Here is a 22,959-nt window from a genome sequence, read left to right on the forward strand (position 1 = left end):
AGATTTAAAAATCTATCTTAACGGAGGAAGATTTTGGGCCAGAAAGTTAATCCAATAGGTTTACGCCTTAATATAATTAGGACATGGGAATCGACCTGGTATGCAAGTAAAGATTACTCTAAATATTTGCTTGAAGATCAGAAATTACGAAAATTCCTTAAAAAACGACTGTATCATGCCGGATTGTCTAGTATCAATATCGCCAGAACTGGTGATAAGATACGGATAAAACTTCATACAGCCCGACCAGGAATAGTTATTGGCAAAAAAGGATCCGAGATTGAAACGCTTAAGGCAGATTTGGATAAATTAACAAAACGAACCTGCGTTGTTGATATTCAAGAAGTTAGACGCCCGGAAGCTGATGCTCAGTTAGTCGCTGAGAATGTCGCCATGCAGCTTGAACGTCGAGTTGCTTTTCGACGAGTGATGAAAAAGGCGACGAATATGGCCTTGAAGTTTGGAGCAAAAGGTATTAAGATATCTTGTTCTGGTCGCCTGGGAGGTGCCGAAATGGCAAGGCAGGAATGGGTTCGTGAAGGAAGGGTTCCACTGCACACACTCCGCGCTGATATAGATTATGGTTTAGCCGAATCGTTAACAACATTTGGTAAAATTGGTGTTAAGGTCTGGATATTTAAAGGTGAAGTTCTTTCTGAAAATGAGCGAACTCTGTAAATTATTAATTGTAGGATATCAACATGCTTAGTCCTAAAAAAGTAAAATTTAGAAAACAATTTAAAGGCAGGATGACCGGCTCTGCTCAACGCGGTAGTACCTTAGCGTTTGGAGAGTATGGACTGAAAGCTGTCGAGTGTGGCAAGTTGACCTCAAAAATGATAGAAGCTGGCCGTATTGCCATTAACAGAAAAATTAAACGTGGTGGTCAGATGTGGATTCGAATCTTTCCAGCTAAACCATACACGAAGAAGCCGGCCGAAACTCGAATGGGTAAAGGTAAAGGTGCTCCAGAGGGTTGGATCGCTGTCATTAAGCCTGGTAAAGTGCTTTTCGAGATTCGTGGTATTGATGCGGAAACGGCAATGGAAGCACTGACGCTTGCCGGTAACAAGTTTCCTTTTCCTACAAAAGTTGTGGCTAAAGGTGAGTCATTATGAAAACAAGTGAAATTAGAACATTGAATGAGACTGAATTAGACTCTAAAGTTAATGACTTGAGAGAGGATTATTTTAAGCTTAAATTTAAGCATGGGATCAGGCAGCTCGAGGATACATCCAAGCTTAACAGTCTACGAAAAGATATTGCCCGTATAAAAACAGTAATTAACGAAAAAAAGCTTAAGGCCTAATTCAGTTAATTAAACATTTGCAATCGATAATGCTATAGGAAGAATGATGAGTGACCAACAGAAAATAAAACGAACACTGACTGGTGTAGTGGTTAGTGACAAAATGACCAACAGTATTGTTGTAAATACTGAACGTAAGGTTCCACATCCTTTTTATGGGAAAATGATACGACTCCGTAAAAAGTATATGGCAGATGACCCTCAGAACAGTTGTTCGATTGGTGATTTAGTCCTTATTGAAGAGTGTCGTCCATTAAGTCGTAAAAAAAGATGGCGTCTTCGTGAGATCGTAGAGAAAGCAGTATAATCTGCTAGTAAGTAAATTCGATATAGTTTCGATATAGGCAAACACTGCCTTTTTTATAAGCAGTGTTTTTTTAATTTTAGTGTCAGCATATTTCTCGATATATGCACAAATAGACATTTTAGATATAAACATTGGTTTAGGATCATGATACAAACTGAGACAGTTTTAAATGTTGCTGATAATTCAGGGGCAAAAAGAGTGCTGTGCATAAAAGTTCTTGGTGGCTCTAAAAGACGTTATGCGAGTATTGGCGATATTATTGTAGTGAGTGTGTTTGATGCCATACCCAACTCGAAAGTTAAGAAGGGTGAGGTTATGAAGGCTGTTATCGTCAGGACCGCCAAAGAGATTCGACGACCTGAAGATACCTATGTCAAGTTTGATGATAATTCAGCGGTACTTTTAAGTTCAAACGGCGATCCTGTTGGAACACGTATATTTGGCCCTGTAGCCCGCGAACTGCGTGCAAAAGGTTTCATGAAGATTATATCTCTTGCTCCCGAAGTTCTTTAAACAGCAGGCGAAATTGATCGTCGTATAAAAATGTCGTGTCTCGCGACATCTCAACGATACCATTAAGACGATATTGAGGCAGAAATAATGCAGTGTGCAACTCATGTAAAAAAAGATGATCAGGTGGAACTCCTGACCGGTAAAGACAAAGGTCGCGTTGGTAAGGTTTTACGAGTTAATCGTAAAGTCGGCAAAGCAATTGTTGAAAAGGTTAATATTATTAAGCGTCATACTAAGCCGAACCAGTCAGATCAGCAAGGCGGTATCATCGAGAAAGAGGCTTATGTTGATATGTCCAACTTGAAGTTGATTTGCCCAAAATGTTCCAAGACCGTACGTGTCGGTAGAAAGATACTTGATGACGGCAGTAAGGTCAGGGTCTGTAAAAAGTGCGGCGAATCTGTCGAGTCCAAATAAAAGACACTATCTTCAAGGAGAACATAATGTCGAAATTTATAGATAAATATACAAATGAATGTATTCCGCAACTCATGAAGGAGTTCGGTTATAAGTCAATAATGGAAGTTCCTAAGCTCACAAAAATTGTCTTGAACATGGGGCTAGGTGAAGCGGTACAGAATCCAAAAATTATTGATGGTGCTGTTGTAGAGTTGACAAGTATAGCAGGCCAGAAGGCTGTTGTCACTCGAGCCAAAAAATCTATAGCTACTTTTAAATTACGCGAAGGCATGCCGATAGGGTGTAAGGTTACGCTGCGTAAGGAAAAAATGAATGATTTTTTTGCCAAACTTGTAAATATTGCCCTGCCTCGAGTACGAGACTTTCGGGGCGTATCATTAAAATCATTTGATGGCCGTGGTAATTATGCCATGGGAGTTAAAGAACAGATTATTTTCCCTGAAATTGACTACGACAAAATCGACAAGATTAAGGGGTTGAATATAGTTATTGGAACAACAGCTAAAACAGACGAAGAGGGTCGATTCCTGCTTAAAGCTTTAGGGATGCCCTTCAAGAATTAAATTTGCAAGTTTGAGGAACCAAACAAGTGGCTAAAAAATCATTAATAGCTAAGAGTCAAAATAAGCCTAAATTCAAAGTTCGAGCTTATAATCGTTGTCCTATCTGCGGAAGACCCCGTGCCTATATGCGTAAGTTTGGAATTTGTCGTATTTGTTTCAGGCAGATGACGAGCCGTGGCGAAGTTACAGGTGTGACAAAATCTAGTTGGTAATAGTAATGTTACTTCCCCAATCGAAAGTTTATACTGTCGTTTGGCAAAATTTCTAAAGGCAAAATTTGACCCTTTTATAAGGAGTAGTTCAATGTCGATGAATGACCCTCTGGCAGATATGCTGACCAGAATAAGAAATGCAAGTATGGTTAATTTCAGTAAAGTAGATATGCCTTATTCAAAAATGAAAGTCCAAGTTGCCAGTTTGCTTAAAAATGAAGGCTATATAAAAGACTTTCACATCATTGAAGAAAAAGGCACCCAAAATACCCTGCAAATCGAACTTAAGTATGATAAGGCAGGAAAAAGGGTTATCACCGGTTTGAAGCGTGTTAGTAAGCCCGGTCGAAGAATATACGCCCGCTACACTGATATCCCAAAAGTTATGACGGGACTTGGCGTGGCTTTTGTTTCAACATCAAAAGGTATGTTGACAGACATTCAGGCTAGAGAACAGAAGATTGGCGGCGAAATTATCTGTAATATCTGGTAATAGCGCTTTAGGCTTTAACGAATTAAACGTTACTAATAATTGTTAGTTGGAGATAACGAATGTCCAGAATAGGCAAAAAACCTATCACCCTTCCGAAGGGTGTTAATGTCACTATAGCAGGAGATCTGGTTACGGTGAAGGGGCCGAGAGGTACTCTTCAGAGAGAAACACGACCAGAGATTGACGTAGTTCTTGACGGTGAAATTCTTACCTTTATTGGTAAAGATGATACTAAGCAGACAAACGCCTTAAAAGGAATGACCAGGTCTTTGGTTAATAATATGGTTGTTGGCACAAATACCGGTTTTCAAAAAAAGCTCTTAGTTGAGGGTGTTGGCTATCGAGTAAATGTCGCTGGCAGTAAGATTACCTTGAGTGTTGGTTATTCTAATCCGGTCGACTTTCAGCTACCTGATTCTGTAAGTGCAACAAATGTTAATAATGAGATAACCTTAGAGTCTATTAATAAGGAAGAGTTAGGTCTTGTTGCTGCAAAAATTAGAGATATCCGTAAGCCTGAACCATACAAAGGTAAGGGAATCAGATATCAAAACGAACATATTGTCAGAAAAGTCGGTAAATCTGCAGGCAAAAAATAGGAATAGTCCAATGGCTAGAACGAATAATAAAGAAGTTGCGCGACAGAAAAGAGTAAAGCGAATTCGCAAAAAAATTGTTGGAACAACAGAGCGGCCAAGATTGCGAGTATTCAAAAGCTCTCGTCATATCTATGCACAAATTATTGATGATACGACAGGAAACACCTTGGCGGCCTTTTCAACGCTGCAAAATGAAATTTCTGCTGCTGAAATCAAAGGGAAAACTGCGCAAGCCAATAAAGTTGGTTTGTTTATAGCTGAGAAAGCAAAAGAAAAGGGCATCGAAAAGGTTGTATTTGATCGAGGTGGTTTTATTTACCATGGAAGGATTAAAGCCCTTTCCGATGGTGCACGTGAGGGTGGATTAGTATTCTAATTCCTAACATGATTTTTTCATTGATTATTCTAATTTGAAAGTTTTTTGCAAGTAACAGGAGGAATGACTTGGCACAGTATACTGAAAAAGATGATGGACTTATTGAAAAAATCGTCTTTATAAATCGCGTAGCAAAGGTAGTTAAAGGTGGACGACGTTTCAGCTTTAGTGCAATAGTTGTTGTCGGTGATGGTGAAGGTAAGGTAGGTCATGGCCTTGGCAAAGCAAATCAGGTTCCTGAAGCAATTCGCAAAGGGCTTGAAAAAGCTAAAAAAGATATGCAGAGTGTGTCAATCACTGAAACAAGTATTCCACATGAAATTCACGGAAAATTTGGCGCGGGTAAGGTTATGTTGAAACCTGCTTCACCCGGTACTGGCGTTATCGCTGGAGGTGCTGTTCGAGCAGTACTTGAAGCTGCAGGTGTCCATAATATATTGACAAAATGTTTAGGTTCTCATAATCCTCACAATCTTGTTAAAGCGACTATGAACGGATTGCGAAATCTACGAACCGTTGAGCAGATTGCATCTATAAGAAATAAGACAGTTGAAGAGATTGTCGGTAAATAATTAGGCGACTTTTCATTGGTCAACTTAGAAGGGTTTAAAAATGAGTGAGCAGGTTACAGTAAAATTAGTCAAGAGTTGCATTGGCAGCACCAAAAAGATTCGGGCCACACTTACCGGACTTGGGCTAACTAAGACCAATAAAACAATCACAAGAAAAAATACACCTGAGATTCAGGGAATGATTCGCAAAGTGGCGCATCTTGTCAAGGTGGAGGAATAACAATGTTGGATCTTAGTAATTTATCACCATATCCAGGGGCAACGAAACAACGTAAGCGACTTGGTCGTGGTCATGGTAGTGGACATGGCAAAACTGCTGGTCGTGGACATAAGGGCTTTAAGGCACGTTCTGGTAGCGGTGTTAAGCCCGGGTTTGAGGGCGGTCAAATGCCACTACAGCGCCGATTACCTAAACGCGGATTTACTAATGTTTTTCGTAAAGAGATAGGTATTGTAAATCTTAGTGATTTTGAACTTTTTGAAGATGGCGCACTTATTGATCTTGCATCATTGATTGAAAAAGGACTTGTTAGTAAAAAATACACAATGGTTAAAATTTTGGGTAACGGTGATATTACCAAGAAAGTAACTGTTAAAGTTGATAAAATTAGCGAATCGGCCCGTCAGAAAATTGTTAGTGCTGGCGGCACTGTTGAGGAATAATTGATGGCTGGCGGTCTTCAAGCAGCAGCAAATATACCAGAACTTAAGCGACGAATTTTCTTTACGCTTATTATGCTTGCTGTATACCGTATGGGTGTACAGATACCAACACCAGGTATTAATGGTGAAGCCCTGTCTGATTTTTTTGCACGTAATGCCGGGACAATATTTGGAATGTTCAATATGTTTTCTGGTGGGGCATTGGAAAACTTTTCGATATTTGCCTTGGGCATCATGCCGTATATTAGTGCATCGATTATATTTCAACTCCTAAAAGTCGTAGTTCCTCATATTGAAGCTCTTTCCAAGGAAGGGGAATCTGGGCGGCGCAAGATTACACAATATACGCGTTATGCTACGGTTGTGATTAGTGTTGTTCAGGGGCTGTTTATCAGTATCGGCCTTGAGGGCATGGCTGGTCCTTCCGGAAATGCCATGATTGTTATTACTCCTGGCTGGACCTTTAGGATTATGACAATAATCACGCTGACATCAGGTACTGCATTTATAATGTGGCTTGGTGAACAAATGACAGAGCGTGGTATTGGCAACGGTATTTCTATGATCATTTTTGCAGGTATTGTGGCAAGAATGCCTGCTGCGATTGTCAATACCATTAAAATGGCAACCGCAGGAGAAATGACAATTATTTTAGTGCCGATTTTATTGGTTATGATGGCGATTATAATTGGTGTGATAATCTATTTTGAAACTGCTCAGAGACGTATACCGATACAATATGCAAAGCGTATGGTCGGCAGGCAGATGTATGGTGGGCAGCGATCACATCTTCCCTTGAAAATTAATATGGCAGGTGTTATACCTCCCATTTTTGCTTCTTCGATTATGATGTTTCCGGCGACAATTCTCGGTTTTATACAAATTGATTGGGTTCAGCGATTTACAGCTGCATTGGCGTGGGGAAGCTTCTGGCATACCGTGCTTTACGTAATTATGATTGTTTTCTTTTGCTTTTTTTATACTGCAGTGACATTCAATCCAGTTGATATTGCTGAAAATTTGAAGAAGAACGGTGGTTTTGTGCCCGGTATACGTCCTGGAAAAAGAACTGCAGAGTTTATTGATAAGATTATGGTTCGTCTGACAGTTATCGGTGCAATCTACATATCAGTAATATGTGTATTGCCAGAAATACTTATCAGTAAGTTAAATGTTCCATTCTATTTTGGTGGTACTGCTTTATTGATTGTTGTTGGTGTCGCAATTGATACAATATCTCAAATCGAATCGTATACAGTTATGAGAAATTATGATGGCTTTCTCAAGACTGGTGCAATTAAGGGACGTTAGCCACAAGTTGATCCGATGAGTGGTAGTATAAATATCAAATCCGCCGATGAAATCTCATTGATGAAAACGGCCAATGATATTGTGGCAAAAACCCTTAATTTGTTGCAAGACACAATCTGCTCTGGCATGTCAACATTGGATCTTGATGTCATAGCAGAAGATAGTGCAAGATCTAATGGGTCAGTACCTGCTTTTAAGGGGTATAGGGGCTACCCCGCCACACTATGTGTTTCTATAAATGAGCAGGTAGTGCATGGAATTCCATCGAAAAAGGTAGTCATTAGAGATGGAGACATTGTCAGTATTGACTTTGGTGTTAAGTATAAGGGTTATTTTGGTGACGCAGCAATAAGTATTCCCATCGGTATCCTTGATACGACTCGTAAGCGTTTGCTGGAAGTAACACAACAGTCATTAAAACTAGGGGTTGAACAAGTTCGATCTGGGAATCGTGTTGCTGATGTTTCTGAAGCAATTCAGACCTACGTCGAGAAAAATGGGTTTCATGTTGTAAAGCAGTTTGTAGGTCACGGAATAGGTACTCAACTTCATGAGGCGCCTGAAGTACCCAACTATAAACGAGGGGGGCGAAGTCCACGTCTGTTACCAGGGATGGTAATAGCGATAGAACCAATGGTAAATATTGGTACTTCAGATGTGAGAGTTCTTAAGGATGGTTGGACTGTAGTTACTGCTGACAAAACTGATTCAGCTCATTTTGAGCATTCGGTTCTTGTGACAGATGGAGATCCTTTAGTATTAAGTGGTGCCATTATAGATCAGGATTTCAGATAGTATATTAATGTTTCACAATTAGTTCACAACAAGGCGATAAACAGAATGGCAAAAGAAGAGGCAATTCAAGTAGAGGGCACAATATTAGAGCCGCTTCCTAACGCGATGTTTAGGGTTGAACTTGAAAATGGGCATAAAGTATTGGCCCATATTTCAGGGAAAATGAGAATGCATTTTATTAAAATACTACCTGGAGACAAAGTTACCTTAGAACTCTCTCCCTACGATCTCACAAGAGGGCGTATAGTATTTCGGGGTAAAGGTAAATAAAATAGCGATAGATAAGATATACTTGTAATTTTTAATGAATTTATATAGTAGGGAAAAACGATGAAAGTACGATCTTCTGTAAAAAAAATGTGTAGTGACTGTAAGGTGTTTAAACGTAATGGCGTTATACGTGTTTCTTGTAAGGTTAAAAAACATAAACAGCGTCAAGGCTAATAAGTCTCTCTTTGAGTTTAAGTGTTTAAGCTACATTAATTAATTAAATTAGGAGTATTATCTTGGCACGTATTGCTGGTATTGATTTACCCAAAAACAAACATATGGAAATAGCTCTGACCTATATTCATGGTATCGGGTTGACAACTGCACGTCGAATTCTTGATGCTGTAAAGATGGATTACAGAATGAACAGTGACCTTGTTGATGACGCTCAGGTAGCTGAAATACGAAAGGTTATTGAAGACAGTTGCGAAGTTGAAGGTGAACGACGACGTTTAGTAGCAATGGACATAAAACGCCTCATGGATTTAGGAAGTTACCGAGGTTTAAGGCATAGAAAAGGACTACCATGTCGTGGTCAGAGAACCAGTACAAATGCTCGGACACGTAAAGGACCACGAAGAGTTGCTGGTAAAAAATAATCGAACATAACTTGATTCTAATACCCAGATAAACCGGTTTGTAACCTTAAGAAATATACTCTTAAGTCGATAAATCTAGCAGGAGAAAATTGATGGCTGCGCCTAAAAAGCGTTCAATAAAACGCAAAGAAAAGAAAAATGTTCCCGAGGGGATAGTGAGCATTAAATCAACATTTAACAATACACTGGTTACCTTTGCTGATAAGCAGGGTAATGCTTTGTCCTGGTGTAGTTCTGGTTGCCTCGGTTTTAAAGGCTCACGCAAAAGCACACCTTTTGCTGCACAAAATGCTGTTGAAACTGCCGCCAAAAAAGCTATGGAGCACGGTCTTCGCAAGGTAGAAGTTAATATAAAGGGTCCTGGGCCAGGTCGAGAGTCTGCCTTAAGGGCCTTACAGCAAGTAGGACTCGATGTTTCTCGAATTGTTGATGTTACTCCGATTCCGCATAATGGTTGTAAGCCACCAAAGAAACGTAGAGTTTAAGTAAATAGCCAGCTTTTAGATCTGTTTAGAAGCGATTTAGGAATAGATGAATTAATTAATTCCGGTTTTGCCGGATTGGGATAACCTGGAGGATACAAATTGGCACGTTATACTGGCGCATTATGCCGACAATGTCGAAGAGAAAAGTTAAAGCTTTTTTTGAAGGGTGATCGTTGCTACTCTGATAAATGTGCGTTTGAGCGTCGTTCCTTTGCACCGGGGCAGCACGGACAAGCACGAATGAGAAAAATGTCTGATTACGCAATTCAGTTGCGAGAAAAGCAAAAAGTACGAAGAATGTATGGAATGCTTGAGGGACCTTTTCACAAATATTTCGTCAAGGCCGACCGAGCAAAGGGTGTGACAGGTGAAAATCTCCTGGTTCTCCTTGAACGACGACTTGATAATGTTATTTATAGACTGGGCTTTGCAGCATCACGCAATCAGGCCAGGCAGCTGGTTCGTCACAATCATTTTTTAATTAATGGTAAGATTGTTAATATCCCTTCTTTCTTTGTTTCAGTTAATGACGAAATAACCCTTAAAGAGGGTAGCAAGAAAGTAGAGGTTATAACCGACAGTCTCGGCGCAGTTGCTCGGCGTGGAGTCCCAAGTTGGCTTGCTCTTGATCAAGACAATTTTAAAGGCACTGTTCAGGCGCTTCCTAATAGAGAAGAGATTACTATGCCTATTCAGGAAAACTTAATCGTGGAATTGTACTCCAAATAACAAGTGATAAAGCTATGAGTGATACTGAAACAAAATATGCATTAGAGTCTGATCCATTCTACCGGAACTGGACAGAACTTATTATTCCAAATCGTCTTGAAGTTGATTCTGATACTCATACGAATAGCTATGGCAAGTTTAGCTGCCAACCATTAGAGCGAGGTTTTGCAACTACGGTAGGTAACAGCTTGCGGCGGGTATTGTTGTCATCAATTCAAGGGGCTGCAATTACAACAGTTAAGATTGAAGGTGCTCATCATGAGTATTCGACTCTTCCAGGTGTTCTTGAAGATGTAACGGAGATTATTCTTAATTTGAAGGAAGTTCGTCTCCGACTCAAATCTGACAAGCCGGCAATCATTAAAATCGTAAAAACTGATAATGGGCCAGTTACAGCAGCTGATATCAGTTCTCCAGATGGAATGGTTGAGGTAATGAATCCTGAGAAGTATATTTGTACCATCACCGGTGATGAAGGAAAAATTAACGGGGAGTTTCAAGTTAGATGGGGGAATGGATATAGTCCTGCTGAGAATAACAAAACAGAAGATATGCCTGTAGATGTTTTTCCTATTGACGCCATTTTTACTCCTATTCAGAAAGTTAAGATTATCGTTAGTCAGGCACGTGTCGGTCAGCAGACCGACTATGATAAACTGACAATGGAAATACATACCGATGGAAGTATCACACCCGAGAATGCCCTTGCATATGCCGGTAAAATTTTAAAAGAGCAAATGCAGGTATTTATTAACTTTGATGAAGATAATGCCGAGCCTGTAGTTGGTCAGGTTGAGGAAAATGGCGCTGAACCCGCTAACGAAAATCTTTATAAGAGTGTTGAAGATCTTGAGCTCTCTGTTCGGTCAGCAAACTGCCTCCGAAATGCTGAGATTACCTATATTGGAGAACTTGTCCAGCGTACAGAGCCGGAAATGCTCAAAACTAAAAATTTTGGCCGCAAATCTTTGAATGAAATCAAACAGTTACTGTCAGAGATGGAGTTATCCCTCGGAATGAAGATTGATAGTTGGGAACCTCCCGTACAGAATAATAATACCGAAGAAAATTAAAGTGATATTGGAGTCATAACCATGAGACACAGAAAGGCAGGAAGAAGACTAGGACGTACTACTTCGCATCGTTTAGCAATGGTGAGAAATATGGTTACCTCCGTTATTGAGCATGAAAGAATTGTAACAACCACTATGAAAGCTAAAGAAATCCGTAAGGTTGTTGATAAAATGATTACATTGGCCAAGCGCGGTGATTTGCACGCGCGTCGACAGGCTTTATCATTTATGCAGGACAACAAAGTTGTAGCGAAACTCTTTGATAGATTGAAAGATGACTATATGGATAGAAACGGCGGATATACTCGTATCATTCAGACTGGTCAGAGACGTGGCGATGCAGCACCGATGGCAATACTTGAGCTTGTAAACTATAAAGAGTCTGAAGGCGCTGAAGTAGATGCATAAATAACCTAGAGATTTACCGAAGTTTCTAAACTTTAAAAAAGCTACTCACATATCGTGAGTAGCTTTTTTTTTATTACTCCCATTCCTAAGAGTATTATGACAACATTTTGGCAAACCACCTCAGTGTAAGCTGGTCGAAGCAATACGGTCGGTTCTTGATAAACCATGATCTTCTGTACCGCACCGTATTAAGGTAACTACGCGAAGGTTAGTCGGTTAAACTGGCCTTCCGGGTACCAGGGGCGAGTGGCATTGACGCCCGTTATTTCAATGAGATAGGCTTCCAGAATAAGGTAAGTTTTTGTGCCTTTACGAACACAAGCGGTCATGGTGTCGCCGTGATGACCAAGGGAGGTGTGAAGGTGGATTTTGGGTGTATTGTTTTCATCCCAGAAAATGCTGCCGATGCCCACGACTTCACGGGCCCCATCAATGGTTGCCCAGACAGGTTCTGGAGGTATTGTCGGTTCTTTCGGGCCCGTGACGACTTCGGCGTTGCGTACCCCGCCAATCAGGTTGAACCATCCGGCTCGAATTTTCTCTTCTTGGGCTAATCGGTTCAACTCTACTAAAAAGTCATCACCGTGATCAAAGCGGATCGTGAAGATCCGCCCGGCCATACCACTTCTATAATCCATAGTGTTTCCTTTATCTGAGTCTGTTGTTAATTAGTAACGGACCTTATTCATCAAGCGCTTCAGGTTCAGAGTATTGTTGTTGTTCCGTGGCGCTTTTAAGAATCTTGAATATTTCCCGGCTGAAGACAGGCTTTCGATTGCGAGCAAATTTTAAGGCCGCCAAGGTAACTGCTTTGATGTCAAGGTCTGGTAAGCGCTCCTTGGCAAGAGTGAGAATTTCACATTTCCATGAGGAGTCGAGTTTTTGATTAAAATGAGTGGCTTGTCGCATTGCTTCAATGGCCTCGGTGATAATGTCGTCACGAAGGCGCTCAATCTCATGAAACGATTGGTTTTCCTTAAGCTTTGATCCTTTATGGGCTTCGAGGAAATCCATTAAGGGGGCCGGATCAATTTTTCGTAAACATTTAGTGATATATTTTATCTGCCTTTTTTTTGAGCCGGCTTTTAGGCCTTTCGCTGCCTTGATTTCAACCTTAATGAAGTCGTCACAGGGAAGTTTACTAATGGCTGGGTCAGAAAGAAGAATCAACTCATTGCTGAGTTGTTCAACCCCTTTAGCCACTCTTTTTTTTTCGGATTTGCTCGTATAGTGTTCCATAAGTTTTTGGTCTTTCCCCAGTGATTTTTTAGTTGCCAGAGCATCCTTTACTACTGTAAGTTCTGTTAACTTAAAGTGTGCATAATAACAGTTCAACTATAAAAAGGATACCCCTATGAGCTCTACAGCAAATTTTACCGTAACTCAGCCTACACTTATTCGATTTGGGTGTGGGGCTGTTAATGATTTAGCCTCTCTGGTTAAGAAGTTTGGAGGCACAAAGGTACTTGTGGTCGCCGATCCCGGCCTTGAAAAGGCAGGCCTCCTTAATCGGATAGTTGCTCCATTAAAAGAAAATGGAGTTGGCTATGAGTTGTATACTGATGTTGACCCTGAACCAGGCCTTCGACTTGCCGATAATGGTGCTGCTCTGGCCAAAAAAATGGGCGCCGACTGCGTTATTGGTGCCGGCGGTGGATCTGCCATGGATGTCGCAAAGGCAATAAGCATCTTGATAACCAATGGTGGTAAGGCTGAGGACTATCTGGGGTTGGGGAAAATTAAAAAGGCTGGAGTACCTAAAATCATGGTGCCGACGACCTCTGGCACCGGTGCCGAGGTGACCTTCACAGCAGTATTCATAAACGAAAAGACTCAATCTAAAGGCGGAATGAACGGTGACCCATTGTACCCAGAGGCTGCAGTTCTTGACCCTGAACTTACGGTTTCTTTGCCTCAACATGTAACCGCATTTACTGGTATTGATGCCTTTACACACGCGATTGAGGCCTTTGTTTCGTCTCAGGCTCACCCTGTTTCTGACATGTACGCAATGGAAGCTATGGACCTTATCGCTGCAAACCTGGGGAAGGCCTATGCTAATGGTAATAATATTGATGCCCGTTCAAACATGCTTCTGGGCAGTTTGCTGGGAGGAAAAGCACTTGCCACTGCAGGTGTCGGTTTGGTGCATGCCATGGCCTATCCTTTAGGTGGGATGTTTGGAATCCCTCATGGGTTAGCCAACGCGGTGCTACTGCCGTACGTTATCGAATATAATTTGATAGGTGCACCTGAGAAATACGCAGCTGTTGCAGAAATAATGGGTTGCGAAACTGATGGGCTTTCTTTGAAAGAGGCTGCCCGTACCACCGTCGACGCCTTGTATGAGCTGAACATGGAGGTCGGTATTCCGTCAAGTTTAGAGGCGCTCAATATCCCGGCTGATCGGATAGAGGAGATGGCCAAAATTGCCTTAACCGTGACCCGTCCGGTCGAGAATAATCCCAGAAAACCCAGTTTGGCCGATGTTGTAAAAGTCTATAATACTGCGATGAAGGGTTGGTGATGAAAAACAGGTATCCTGAATTTAAATAATCTACGGAGAATACTTATATGCCAGGTTTTGAGGTTTTTGGGGAAGAAGAAAGGGCGGAGGCCATGCAGGTTTTTGATACTGGAGTCCTGTTTCGTTATGAGTTCGCTGAACAGCGACAGGGAGTTTATAAAGTTAAAGAGTTTGAAGCCAAATTTGCAGCGTATTGTGGCTCCGGATATGCGCAGGCTGTAACGTCAGGCACGGCAGCCCTCAAGGTTGCTTTGATGGCTCTAGGAGTTGGCCCTGGTGATGAAGTTATCACCCAAGGGTTTACCTTCGTTGCGACCTGGGAGGCAATTCTCGATGTTGGTGCCATCCCGGTTTTTACTGAAATTGATGACACTCTCAACATGGATCCCGCCGATCTTGCAAAAAAGATTACCAACAAAACTAAGGCTATTATTCCTGTCCACATGATGGGTGCTCCAGCTCGAGTTGATGAAATAATTAAAATAGCCAATGCCCATTCTCTACCCGTGATTGAAGATACTGCGCAGGCACCTGGAGCCAGTCTGTTTGGGAAAAAGCTCGGTAGTCTTGGTACCTGCGGGACATTTTCTTTCGACCCTGTTAAGACAATGACCACCGGTGAAGGTGGAATGATAATTACCAATGACGAGACACTCTGGCGAAATATGAGTGAGTACCATGACCATGGACATGATCATGTTCCTAATCCCGGGGGCAGGGGTGGTGATGGCAGGAGTTTTGTCGGGTTTAACTATCGAATGATGGAATTGCAGGGTGCTATTGGTCTTGCACAGTTAGCGAAGCTTGATAGTATTGTTGAAGCACAAAAGGCAAATAAACAAAAGATGAAGGCGTTGATCTCGAAACTGCCAGGAGTCTCATTCCGTAATTTGCTCGATGAAGAGGGTGACTCTGCCACCTTTTTAGCGTTTATGTTGCCTGATGAAAACACTGCTAAAGCAGTCAATGCCGTGCTTGGTAAAAATGGTGCAGGTGCGGTATATTTTGCTGAAAATAACTGGCATTTTTATCCAAAGTGGGAACATCTGCTGGCAGGTAAAACGTTGACCAGGTCTGGATACCCATTTAGTTGCAGCCATTCACCCTCAAAACGTCGAGTAATTTATGACGAAAAGGCATTACCCAAGTCAGCTGCAATAATGGGAAGGACCCTTGTCTATCAAGTACCGGTAAAATTGTCAGCTGAGCGCTTGGTGCAAATTGAAAGGGCGCTAGAAGCAGCCTTGAAAATTTAAGTTTGATTGTTGCAGATCTTATCGGTTCGATGTGCAAAGATAGACATCGAATCGATGCTTTTTGCCTTTGATGGCAAAATCAGGTTTCATATCGCTTAAAAAATCAGCTGTTATTGGTCGTTTGCAGACAACACGGCTGTGGGCATATTCCAGGGCACGGTGGTGGAGTTGATTGGCGTCTGCGTCTTTTCCTACCAGCTGGCGCAACAGGCGCATCTGCTTTTTAACCAGAGCACTCTTAGTGCGATGAGGGTACATCGGGTCAAGATAGATGACATCTGCCGGATGGCTGGCGCTTAATTGAGGGATTAAATCCAGGCTGTCGCCTAAATGTAAAGTGATTCTTTGAATAATGGGCGCAAGCTGCGGGCTACTGGCAGCCCTTTTTAAGGCGTCAGATACTAAGGCATGGGTAATAGGCGAGCGTTCACACAAGGAGATGGTACAACCTAGTGCGGCTAGAATAAAGCTATCCTGGGCAAAGCCGCAGGTGGCATCAATAATATGTGGAGTCCCTTTCTTCAGGCCTACAGCCCTTGCGATGTCCTCCTTTTTAACACTGCCATTTTTGAGTCTGTAGGAAACAGAGCCGGAGCCAAAATCAACAGCAAATGGCTGGCCAAGGCTGGCCTCTGGGGGGCGCAGTTCAACTCTCTCTGCGGTATAGACAAGAGTGTAGGTCTGTGGCCCGAATTCTGATTGGCCGAGACAAAGCTCTATCCCGCTTCGCGATATTTGCTCGTTTAGCAGGGTTACTTGGCTGGTGTTTCTGCCTGTTTCATCGAGAACGAGGATGTTAAGCGGATCTGTGATCATAAAAGCAGTTAAAAGTGAAAAGTGTAGAGTGGAAAGCCATGAACCTTTTATACCATACCCAAGTAGTGTTCTATAACTTTTAACTTTTTACAAATTAATAATCATAGCTGTACCCATAACAGGATATCAAATGCATCAGACAGTTAGTTCAAAAGTAGTTGCAATAATTCCGGCTCGTTATCACTCAAATCGTTTTGAAGGTAAACCCCTGGCTGATATTTTAGGGAAACCAATGATTCAGCATGTTTATGAACGTGCTGTTTCAGTTGAGTTGTTATCCCGAGTCGCAGTGGCAACCGACGATGAGAGGATTGCCGACTGCGTCAGGGGGTTTGGCGGAGAGGTGGTGATGACCAGAAATGATCATGTCTCCGGCACGGATAGGTTGGCTGAAGCGGCCGAAAAAATGGGAATTGGGGAGCAGGATGTTGTTGTTAACATCCAAGGAGATCAGCCGTTATTTTCTTTTGAGGTTGTGGAACAGGTTGCCAAGCCTCTGCTTGAGGATCCGGCTTTGCCAATGGCTACTCTGATTTATAGAATAATCCGACCTGAAGAAATTACTGACTCAAATCACGTTAAAACTGTTTTTGATCGGCATGGAAAGGCGTTGTACTTTTCTCGTTCACCTATTCCTTTTCAGCGAAATCCTGAAGAGCCTATTCCTCCAACGTATTACAAGCATCTTGGTTTTTATGCGTATCGAAAAGGCTTCTTGTTGACCTTTGTCGGGCTCCCAGAAGGTGAGTGGGAACGATTTGAAAAACTCGAACAGCTGCGAGCCCTTGAATATGGGTATAAAATTCAAGTTGTTTTAACTGAGCATGACTCCATTGAAGTTGATACCCCCAAGGACCTTGAACGAGTTGTTGAACTCATTAAGCAAACAACCTGATTTTCTATGAGTCGTTTTTCTTACGATCAGATAAAGCAGAATATGGCAGAGTTGCAGGCTGCCGATTTTTCTCCATTTGAGCTTTTGTCGCGCAGACGTCTTGTCGAAAAACTCATTGAATTATCGTTGCAGGGTGTTCCTGCTGGCCCGCCTGCGACCATTGCCGGCTTGAAAAATCTGGCTTCAAGTTTAAGTAAAATTGATACTGAGGATATTAATGTTGTCGTTCTGGGCGGTGGGACAGGACTCTCAACTGTTGTCGGCGGTGATAGTCGAAGCCTTAGCTGGATTGAGGATCCGTTTCAGGGGCTGAAGATGGCTTTTCCAAGAACCAAGGCCATTGTTTGCACCACTGATGATGGAGGTTCAACTGGAGAAATGCTGAAAGATTTCCCTATGATTGGCCTTGGAGATATTCGTCATGTAATGCTTTCATCTATTCGCCCACAACTACTCGCTAAAAAATACGGCCTAGACAAATCCGGGGCACTATCAGTTGCTGCCCAGTTATTTACTATTTTCAACTATCGTTTTGACTCGAAATCATTAACGTTAGAGGCTCTGCTTGCTCGCAAAAGTATGACATTTGGTCAACTCCCGGAGATAATGGGCAGGGAGTTGCTGGGACTTGTCAAGGCCATTTGGGACAACCCTATTTTTGAGAAGGCCTTGAGGCGCCCGAACTGCCTTGGCAACCTGATTATCACCAGTGCTATCTACTCCTTTCATTCAGATATGCAAAAGGTGGTAGGTCCTGAGGCCATACGAGAAGGCTTGCGGCTCGTTGAGGAGATTATAGGTGCCGGGCGTGACTCGGTTCTTCCATGCACAACAACCCCATCGCTCTTAAAAATTCGCTACTCTAATGGTGTGGTTGCCACAGGTGAGGATAAATCCAGCTCGGCACGACGTGGCTTTCCTGTTGATCACGTTTACGTGGATTTTTCTGAGTCTGCCCCCGTGATTCTTCCCGAAGTGAAACAGTGCATTGCCGAGGCTGATCTGATTGTTTTTGCACCTGGAAGTTTATACACAAGCATAGTGCCGGTTATGCAGGTTCCTGGCTTAAGCGATGCAATTCGTGCCAATAAAAAAGCAGCCAAGGTCCTTATTGCAAATCTCTGGGTGCAGGCAGGTGAAACGGACTTGGCAATGGAGGATCCGGGCAGGCGGTTTTATGTGTCTGATCTGATTAAGGCCTATCATCGTAATATTGGCGGCGGTATTGAAGGTCTGTTTAAACAGGTTATCCTACTCAGCCTGGAAGATATTCCTGGCAACATACTGCAGAGCTATGCTGTGGAGGGCAAAACCCCTATCTACTTGGATAGGGGGAAAGTTTGGGAGATGGGCTTTTTGCCTATTGAAGCAAGTATTTATTCAAATGATGAGCTGGTCGGGCACAAGGTTAAGCATGATCCTGCTAGTGTTGCGCAAGCCCTACAGGTTCTTGTTGTTGCGCAGGATATTTGTAACGATGATGTTGGGGAGAATCAGGGGTTGCCTGATTTGGTGCAGGAGAAAATATCATTTAGTATCTCTGTGCCATGTCATCGATATGCACAAATAGTATCATCTCTCTCCAAAATTGGCATTGATGAGTCAGATCCTATTGTTCAAATACTATGGAAACACTGGGATATTCCAACAAGCCACCTTAGCTTTTTTCGTGGTGTGCAGTATATTGACAAAGAGCTGTGGGGGCGTTGTCAGGTATGGGATCATGTATATTCATTTTATGATCCGGCGGATGGCTTTGTGAAGATTCGGGATGATATGCGGGGCTCCCACCGTTTTGAACTGGCCTTTCTGGTGGCACTTGGACAGTCACTTCTTGGTGACTACGTTCTGAAGAAAACCATTCTGCCTTTGGAAAATAATGGTGAAACACTTGGCAAGATTTATCACTTATATCTTAGGCCAGAGCCGAAGCGTCAGGCATATTTTAACGATAACTCTTTAACGAAATATCTAACTCTTGCCAGAATGAGACAGGCAAAGGGCAATCCCTCCTATTTCACCAGGGTGCTAAACGCTGATGAGGGCTTTACACCACCAGGATTACTGTTTGGCTTAACCTATGCGTGGTATTTGGATAACAGGTTAGCTGAGCATATTGAGTATAAAATGGCAATTGCGCGCACAGAGGTGTCTGATTTGGTGCCTGAGCAAGTGCGGACAAAGTTTAGGCGAAATGAGTTAACGCGTTTCTTCCGTCAGACCGTTTTTTGCCAGAATTTATCAACCCCAGCCTGACCTGCACCCTTAAGTCTTTGTTAACAGTGAAAATCTCCGTTGTCTTGTGGCGCAGGAGTTACAAATCTCATCATGCTATTATCATTTAAAGAATATTGCAGTTCCGATCAGCAGCAGCTTATCTGTATTATCCGTATTTATGAAAATGGTGTGCTCTCCGAGGCTATTGATTCGTTGAGAGCCATTAGCAATTGTGTTTATGTGGCTCCGACAGGTGGTAATCAAATAGTTGCGGCTTCGTGCGCGGATTGTGATGCGGATCTTTTTCTTGCGGATCTTTCCAGGGTTGTTGCAGGTTTTCCTTTTGATGCTGGTATCGAAGAGACCCGATTTGGCTGTATTGAGACATCGGCACCAGATAAAGCTGTCATTTCTAAACGGTTCACTGTTGTTCCGCCAGGGTTACTAAGTGATGACGCTTGTGAGAACACAATATGTTTAGAGTGCAGCAGTATTTTTGGCAGCGGACACCATCCCAGCACCAGACTTACGGTTAAAGCTCTAGAGGAAATAGCCAGTGAGGGGGTTTTCCCAGAGCAAGTATTGGATATCGGCTGCGGTTCTGGAATTCTCACCTTCATATCGAGTCGGCTTGGAGCTGAGCGGGTTTTTGGTGTGGATATTTCCCAGAACTCGATTGATATTGCTAAGAAAAACATGAAAAATAATCAGCTGGAAGATAAGGTTCGATTTCTCTGTGGAGTACTTACAGATGTTACCGAAGTCTTTGACCTCATCGTGGCCAATATCTCACCGTCAGTTTTATTTGAACTAATTGCTGGTTTCCCTCAACGACTTTCTGTGAATGGCAAGGTTGTTTTGTCGGGACTGCACAGAGGTCAGATGGCTGGCATTATTGAGCAGATGCAGCAGATCTCTTGCTTGTGTCATCATATTTATGAAGAGGGGTCATGGCGTGCCCTTACTTTTCAGCGCACAACCTCGCGGTAGTTCCTGATATACGCCGGGTGTGTTTTTTACCAGAGTCCGGCAATTGGCGAGTTGCATTTTGGACACTTTCCATCAGTTATACAGTTTTTTTCTATTGTGTAACCACTTCGTTTAACTACTGTCTTGTGGCACTCAGGGCAGAAAGTATCTTCTCCTCCCATACCGTGGATGTTTCCTGTGTAGACGTATTTGAGGCCGGCAGCATGGCCGATCTCTTTGGCTCGGTACAAGCTCTCCGGAGGAGTTGGCGGGCTAGTAGTGAGTTTGTAGGTCGGGTGAAATCGACTTACATGCCATGGTATTTCGGGATCGAGCCCTACAAGAAATTTAGCTATCTCGCCAAGTTCAGCGTCCGAATCGTTCAGGCCAGGAATTATCAGAGTTGTTACTTCAATCCAGACACCACGCTCTTTCATCAATGATATTGTGTCTAGTACAGGAGCAAGTTTTGCTTTACAAATCTGCTGATAAAATTTGTCGCTAAAAGATTTTAAATCGATGTTGTTTGCGTCAAGAAATGGTGCGATTTTAATAGTTGCTTCGGGGCTTGTGTACCCATTACTGACAAAGATGTTCTTTAGCCCTTTCTGATGTGCTAATTCAGCTGTTTCAATAGCAAACTCGAAAAAAATTGTCGGCTCAATGTAGGTGTAGCTAATACTCTTACAGCCTTGTGATGAGGCAATATCTACTACTTGGCTGGGGGTACGTAAAGTCCCAGGCACACTGTCAGGGGTGGTGATTGGATATTGAGATATCTGGTGATTCTGGCAATGACTGCATTTAAAATTGCAGCCGACAGTTGCGATTGAGTAGGATAAGCTGCCCGGTAAAACATGGAAAAGGGGTTTTTTTTCAATGGGATCGCTGCATTCACTGACCAGTTTCCCGTAAACCAGGCTGTGCAGTGTCCCATTAATGTTAAGTCGTACGTTGCATATACCCTTCTTACCGATTTTGATTATACAGCGATGTGAGCATAGATCGCATTGAACTGTGGAGGTGGAGCTGTCTATTACATGATAGAATGAGGCCTCTTTCATTGGATCACCTGAGAGCATAGTGTATAATTAACTAAACTTCTTTTTGCTGAAAGTATTTACCTAAACCACTAAAGTGGACGGTAACCTGAAAGGCAATTTAACAGAAAGGCACTGAAAAAAAACAAATATATGTATCGAATTGTGGTTCTGTGCAAAAATAAACGTGTGCTTAGTGACGTAGAATTAAGGCAATAGGAGTAGGGCAAAAAAAAGGTAAACAAAGCGATTGACAAGGGAGATGAGTTGGGCTAGATTGTCGCTCTTTCGAACGGGGCAAAACGATATGTGAGAAGATAAAAAAACATATTGACAAGCCTAGAACGAAAGAGTAAAAAGGCTGGATTGCCTACGAGGAAAGTAGGAAATAAAGCAGAAAGAGAATTTGTTGGAAATCATATATTTTCGGCATCGATCTTTGAAAACTAGATAGCAAAAATAACGTACCAATGGAAAAGAAGTAGAGCTACTACTTAAAAATAGCAAGCAAGCGAAAATCGACTGACCAGAGATGGTCAGATGAGAAGGATATCAAACTGGAGAGTTTGATCCTGGCTCAGAACGAACGCTGGCGGCGTGCTTAACACATGCAAGTCGAACGCGAAAGCACTCCTTCGGGGGAGCGAGTAGAGTGGCGCACGGGTGAGTAACGCGTAGATAATCTACCCCTGTATCTGGGATAACCAATCGAAAGGCTGGCTAATACCGGATAGTCTTATACTACCGCAAGGTAAATTGAGTAAAGGTGACCTCTCAGCGAAGTTGCCGTATAGGGATGAGTCTGCGTACCATTAGCTAGTAGGTAAGGTAACGGCTTACCTAGGCAACGATGGTTAGCGGGTCTGAGAGGATGATCCGTCACACTGGAACTGAAACACGGACCAGACTCCTACGGGAGGCAGCAGTGAGGAATATTGCGCAATGGGGGAAACCCTGACGCAGCGACGCCGCGTGGGTGAAGAAGGCCTTCGGGTTGTAAAGCCCTGTCAGATGGGAAGAAGTGCATAGTAGTTAATACCTGCCATGTTTGACGGTACCATCAGAGGAAGCACCGGCTAAATCCGTGCCAGCAGCCGCGGTAATACGGATGGTGCGAGCGTTGTTCGGAATTACTGGGCGTAAAGGGCGCGTAGGCGGCCCTGTAAGTCAGATGTGAAAGCCCACGGCTCAACCGTGGAAGTGCATCTGAAACTGCAGAGCTTGAGTATCGGAGAGGAAAGTGGAATTCCCGGTGTAGAGGTGAAATTCGTAGATATCGGGAGGAATACCGGTGGCGAAGGCGACTTTCTGGACGAATACTGACGCTGAGGCGCGAAAGCGTGGGGAGCAAACAGGATTAGATACCCTGGTAGTCCACAGCTGTAAACGATGAGAACTAGGTATAGGGGGTGTTGACCCCTTCTGTGCCGTAGCTAACGCATTAAGTTCTCCGCCTGGGGAGTACGGTCGCAAGATTAAAACTCAAAGGAATTGACGGGGGCCCGCACAAGCGGTGGAGTATGTGGTTTAATTCGACGCAAC

The 22,959-nt window shown here is 42.8% G+C and carries 32 protein-coding genes and 1 rRNA gene; 29 read left to right on the forward strand and 4 right to left on the reverse strand.

Annotated features, from left to right (window positions below; genetic code table 11):
* Window positions 1-33: 33 nt before the first annotated feature.
* From rpsC to rplQ, 23 genes are all read left to right on the forward strand, one after another.
* Entirely contained in the window at window positions 34-678 is a 645-nt protein-coding gene (gene rpsC / locus HQK80_04885; GenBank protein ID MBF0221552.1) for a 30S ribosomal protein S3, read from the forward strand.
* Window positions 679-701: 23 nt separating this feature from the next.
* The gene (rplP, locus tag HQK80_04890) at window positions 702-1,118 is read left to right on the forward strand and encodes a 50S ribosomal protein L16 (protein MBF0221553.1); all 417 of its coding nucleotides are present in this window, start codon (window positions 702-704) and stop codon (window positions 1,116-1,118) included.
* Window positions 1,115-1,309: a 50S ribosomal protein L29 gene (gene rpmC / locus HQK80_04895; protein ID MBF0221554.1), complete on the forward strand. Its 195-nt coding sequence runs from the start codon at window positions 1,115-1,117 to the stop codon at window positions 1,307-1,309. The genes rplP and rpmC overlap by 4 nt, the downstream gene beginning before the upstream one ends.
* A gap of 46 nt (window positions 1,310-1,355) precedes the next feature.
* Window positions 1,356-1,616: a 30S ribosomal protein S17 gene (gene rpsQ / locus HQK80_04900; protein ID MBF0221555.1), complete on the forward strand. Its 261-nt coding sequence runs from the start codon at window positions 1,356-1,358 to the stop codon at window positions 1,614-1,616.
* Window positions 1,617-1,760: 144 nt separating this feature from the next.
* Complete coding sequence (rplN, locus tag HQK80_04905) at window positions 1,761-2,129, forward strand: 50S ribosomal protein L14 (protein MBF0221556.1); 369 nt, start codon at window positions 1,761-1,763, stop codon at window positions 2,127-2,129.
* Window positions 2,130-2,216: 87 nt separating this feature from the next.
* Window positions 2,217-2,546, forward strand: coding sequence for a 50S ribosomal protein L24 (locus HQK80_04910; GenBank protein MBF0221557.1), 330 nt, complete (start codon window positions 2,217-2,219; stop codon window positions 2,544-2,546).
* 26 nt (window positions 2,547-2,572) lie between these two features.
* Entirely contained in the window at window positions 2,573-3,112 is a 540-nt protein-coding gene (rplE, locus tag HQK80_04915) for a 50S ribosomal protein L5 (protein MBF0221558.1), read from the forward strand.
* A gap of 26 nt (window positions 3,113-3,138) precedes the next feature.
* Window positions 3,139-3,324, forward strand: coding sequence for a type Z 30S ribosomal protein S14 (locus HQK80_04920; protein ID MBF0221559.1), 186 nt, complete (start codon window positions 3,139-3,141; stop codon window positions 3,322-3,324).
* Window positions 3,325-3,415: 91 nt separating this feature from the next.
* Window positions 3,416-3,817: a 30S ribosomal protein S8 gene (rpsH, locus tag HQK80_04925; GenBank protein ID MBF0221560.1), complete on the forward strand. Its 402-nt coding sequence runs from the start codon at window positions 3,416-3,418 to the stop codon at window positions 3,815-3,817.
* Window positions 3,818-3,876: 59 nt separating this feature from the next.
* Complete coding sequence (gene rplF / locus HQK80_04930) at window positions 3,877-4,416, forward strand: 50S ribosomal protein L6 (GenBank protein MBF0221561.1); 540 nt, start codon at window positions 3,877-3,879, stop codon at window positions 4,414-4,416.
* A 10-nt stretch (window positions 4,417-4,426) separates the two neighbouring features.
* Window positions 4,427-4,792 (forward strand): 50S ribosomal protein L18, encoded by a 366-nt coding sequence (rplR, locus tag HQK80_04935; protein ID MBF0221562.1) that lies wholly within the window; start codon window positions 4,427-4,429, stop codon window positions 4,790-4,792.
* Between the two features lie 68 nt (window positions 4,793-4,860).
* Window positions 4,861-5,364 carry a 30S ribosomal protein S5 gene (gene rpsE, locus HQK80_04940; protein ID MBF0221563.1) on the forward strand — a complete coding sequence of 168 codons (504 nt, stop codon included), beginning with the start codon at window positions 4,861-4,863 and terminating at the stop codon, window positions 5,362-5,364.
* A 40-nt stretch (window positions 5,365-5,404) separates the two neighbouring features.
* Window positions 5,405-5,584, forward strand: coding sequence for a 50S ribosomal protein L30 (gene rpmD, locus HQK80_04945; GenBank protein ID MBF0221564.1), 180 nt, complete (start codon window positions 5,405-5,407; stop codon window positions 5,582-5,584).
* A 2-nt stretch (window positions 5,585-5,586) separates the two neighbouring features.
* Window positions 5,587-6,027 (forward strand): 50S ribosomal protein L15, encoded by a 441-nt coding sequence (gene rplO, locus HQK80_04950; protein MBF0221565.1) that lies wholly within the window; start codon window positions 5,587-5,589, stop codon window positions 6,025-6,027.
* A gap of 3 nt (window positions 6,028-6,030) precedes the next feature.
* On the forward strand, window positions 6,031-7,338 hold the full coding sequence (secY, locus tag HQK80_04955; protein MBF0221566.1) for a preprotein translocase subunit SecY: 1,308 nt from the start codon (window positions 6,031-6,033) through the stop codon (window positions 7,336-7,338).
* 15 nt (window positions 7,339-7,353) lie between these two features.
* On the forward strand, window positions 7,354-8,133 hold the full coding sequence (map, locus tag HQK80_04960; GenBank protein MBF0221567.1) for a type I methionyl aminopeptidase: 780 nt from the start codon (window positions 7,354-7,356) through the stop codon (window positions 8,131-8,133).
* Between the two features lie 45 nt (window positions 8,134-8,178).
* Window positions 8,179-8,403 carry a translation initiation factor IF-1 gene (infA, locus tag HQK80_04965; protein ID MBF0221568.1) on the forward strand — a complete coding sequence of 75 codons (225 nt, stop codon included), beginning with the start codon at window positions 8,179-8,181 and terminating at the stop codon, window positions 8,401-8,403.
* Window positions 8,404-8,463: 60 nt separating this feature from the next.
* The gene (rpmJ, locus tag HQK80_04970) at window positions 8,464-8,577 is read left to right on the forward strand and encodes a 50S ribosomal protein L36 (GenBank protein ID MBF0221569.1); all 114 of its coding nucleotides are present in this window, start codon (window positions 8,464-8,466) and stop codon (window positions 8,575-8,577) included.
* A 62-nt stretch (window positions 8,578-8,639) separates the two neighbouring features.
* Window positions 8,640-9,002, forward strand: coding sequence for a 30S ribosomal protein S13 (gene rpsM / locus HQK80_04975; GenBank protein ID MBF0221570.1), 363 nt, complete (start codon window positions 8,640-8,642; stop codon window positions 9,000-9,002).
* Window positions 9,003-9,094: 92 nt separating this feature from the next.
* Window positions 9,095-9,487: a 30S ribosomal protein S11 gene (gene rpsK, locus HQK80_04980; protein ID MBF0221571.1), complete on the forward strand. Its 393-nt coding sequence runs from the start codon at window positions 9,095-9,097 to the stop codon at window positions 9,485-9,487.
* Window positions 9,488-9,586: 99 nt separating this feature from the next.
* Window positions 9,587-10,216, forward strand: coding sequence for a 30S ribosomal protein S4 (rpsD, locus tag HQK80_04985; protein MBF0221572.1), 630 nt, complete (start codon window positions 9,587-9,589; stop codon window positions 10,214-10,216).
* A gap of 14 nt (window positions 10,217-10,230) precedes the next feature.
* Entirely contained in the window at window positions 10,231-11,289 is a 1,059-nt protein-coding gene (locus HQK80_04990) for a DNA-directed RNA polymerase subunit alpha (protein ID MBF0221573.1), read from the forward strand.
* A 21-nt stretch (window positions 11,290-11,310) separates the two neighbouring features.
* Complete coding sequence (gene rplQ / locus HQK80_04995; protein MBF0221574.1) at window positions 11,311-11,697, forward strand: 50S ribosomal protein L17; 387 nt, start codon at window positions 11,311-11,313, stop codon at window positions 11,695-11,697.
* Between the two features lie 197 nt (window positions 11,698-11,894).
* Here rplQ and HQK80_05000 read toward each other — a convergent pair whose 3' ends face one another.
* Both HQK80_05000 and HQK80_05005 read right to left on the reverse strand, forming a co-directional pair.
* A complete protein-coding gene (locus HQK80_05000; GenBank protein ID MBF0221575.1) occupies window positions 11,895-12,335 on the reverse strand; it encodes a DNA-binding protein in 441 nt (146 codons plus the stop codon).
* A gap of 43 nt (window positions 12,336-12,378) precedes the next feature.
* A complete protein-coding gene (locus HQK80_05005; protein ID MBF0221576.1) occupies window positions 12,379-12,936 on the reverse strand; it encodes a DUF615 domain-containing protein in 558 nt (185 codons plus the stop codon).
* A gap of 115 nt (window positions 12,937-13,051) precedes the next feature.
* Here HQK80_05005 and HQK80_05010 point away from each other — a divergent pair, with 115 nt between their 5' ends.
* Entirely contained in the window at window positions 13,052-14,224 is a 1,173-nt protein-coding gene (locus HQK80_05010; GenBank protein MBF0221577.1) for an iron-containing alcohol dehydrogenase, read from the forward strand.
* 47 nt (window positions 14,225-14,271) lie between these two features.
* The gene (locus tag HQK80_05015) at window positions 14,272-15,480 is read left to right on the forward strand and encodes a DegT/DnrJ/EryC1/StrS family aminotransferase (protein MBF0221578.1); all 1,209 of its coding nucleotides are present in this window, start codon (window positions 14,272-14,274) and stop codon (window positions 15,478-15,480) included.
* 18 nt (window positions 15,481-15,498) lie between these two features.
* On the opposite strand, the gene HQK80_05020 is transcribed toward HQK80_05015, so the two are convergent.
* Window positions 15,499-16,296 (reverse strand): class I SAM-dependent methyltransferase, encoded by a 798-nt coding sequence (locus HQK80_05020; protein ID MBF0221579.1) that lies wholly within the window; start codon window positions 16,294-16,296, stop codon window positions 15,499-15,501.
* 130 nt (window positions 16,297-16,426) lie between these two features.
* On the opposite strand from HQK80_05020, the gene kdsB reads away from it, so the two are divergent.
* From kdsB to HQK80_05035, 3 genes are all read left to right on the forward strand, one after another.
* Window positions 16,427-17,191 carry a 3-deoxy-manno-octulosonate cytidylyltransferase gene (gene kdsB / locus HQK80_05025; protein ID MBF0221580.1) on the forward strand — a complete coding sequence of 255 codons (765 nt, stop codon included), beginning with the start codon at window positions 16,427-16,429 and terminating at the stop codon, window positions 17,189-17,191.
* A 6-nt stretch (window positions 17,192-17,197) separates the two neighbouring features.
* Window positions 17,198-19,447, forward strand: a complete 2,250-nt coding sequence (locus tag HQK80_05030) for a YvcK family protein (protein MBF0221581.1) — start codon at window positions 17,198-17,200, stop codon at window positions 19,445-19,447.
* A gap of 72 nt (window positions 19,448-19,519) precedes the next feature.
* On the forward strand, window positions 19,520-20,398 hold the full coding sequence (locus HQK80_05035; GenBank protein ID MBF0221582.1) for a 50S ribosomal protein L11 methyltransferase: 879 nt from the start codon (window positions 19,520-19,522) through the stop codon (window positions 20,396-20,398).
* A gap of 26 nt (window positions 20,399-20,424) precedes the next feature.
* Here HQK80_05035 and amrS read toward each other — a convergent pair whose 3' ends face one another.
* Window positions 20,425-21,441 (reverse strand): AmmeMemoRadiSam system radical SAM enzyme, encoded by a 1,017-nt coding sequence (gene amrS / locus HQK80_05040; GenBank protein MBF0221583.1) that lies wholly within the window; start codon window positions 21,439-21,441, stop codon window positions 20,425-20,427.
* A gap of 530 nt (window positions 21,442-21,971) precedes the next feature.
* On the opposite strand from amrS, the gene HQK80_05045 reads away from it, so the two are divergent.
* Window positions 21,972-22,959, forward strand: a 16S ribosomal RNA gene (locus tag HQK80_05045); the annotation flags it as partial.

Source organism: Desulfobulbaceae bacterium (assembly GCA_015231515.1).
Classification (GTDB): Bacteria; Desulfobacterota; Desulfobulbia; order Desulfobulbales; family VMSU01; genus JADGBM01.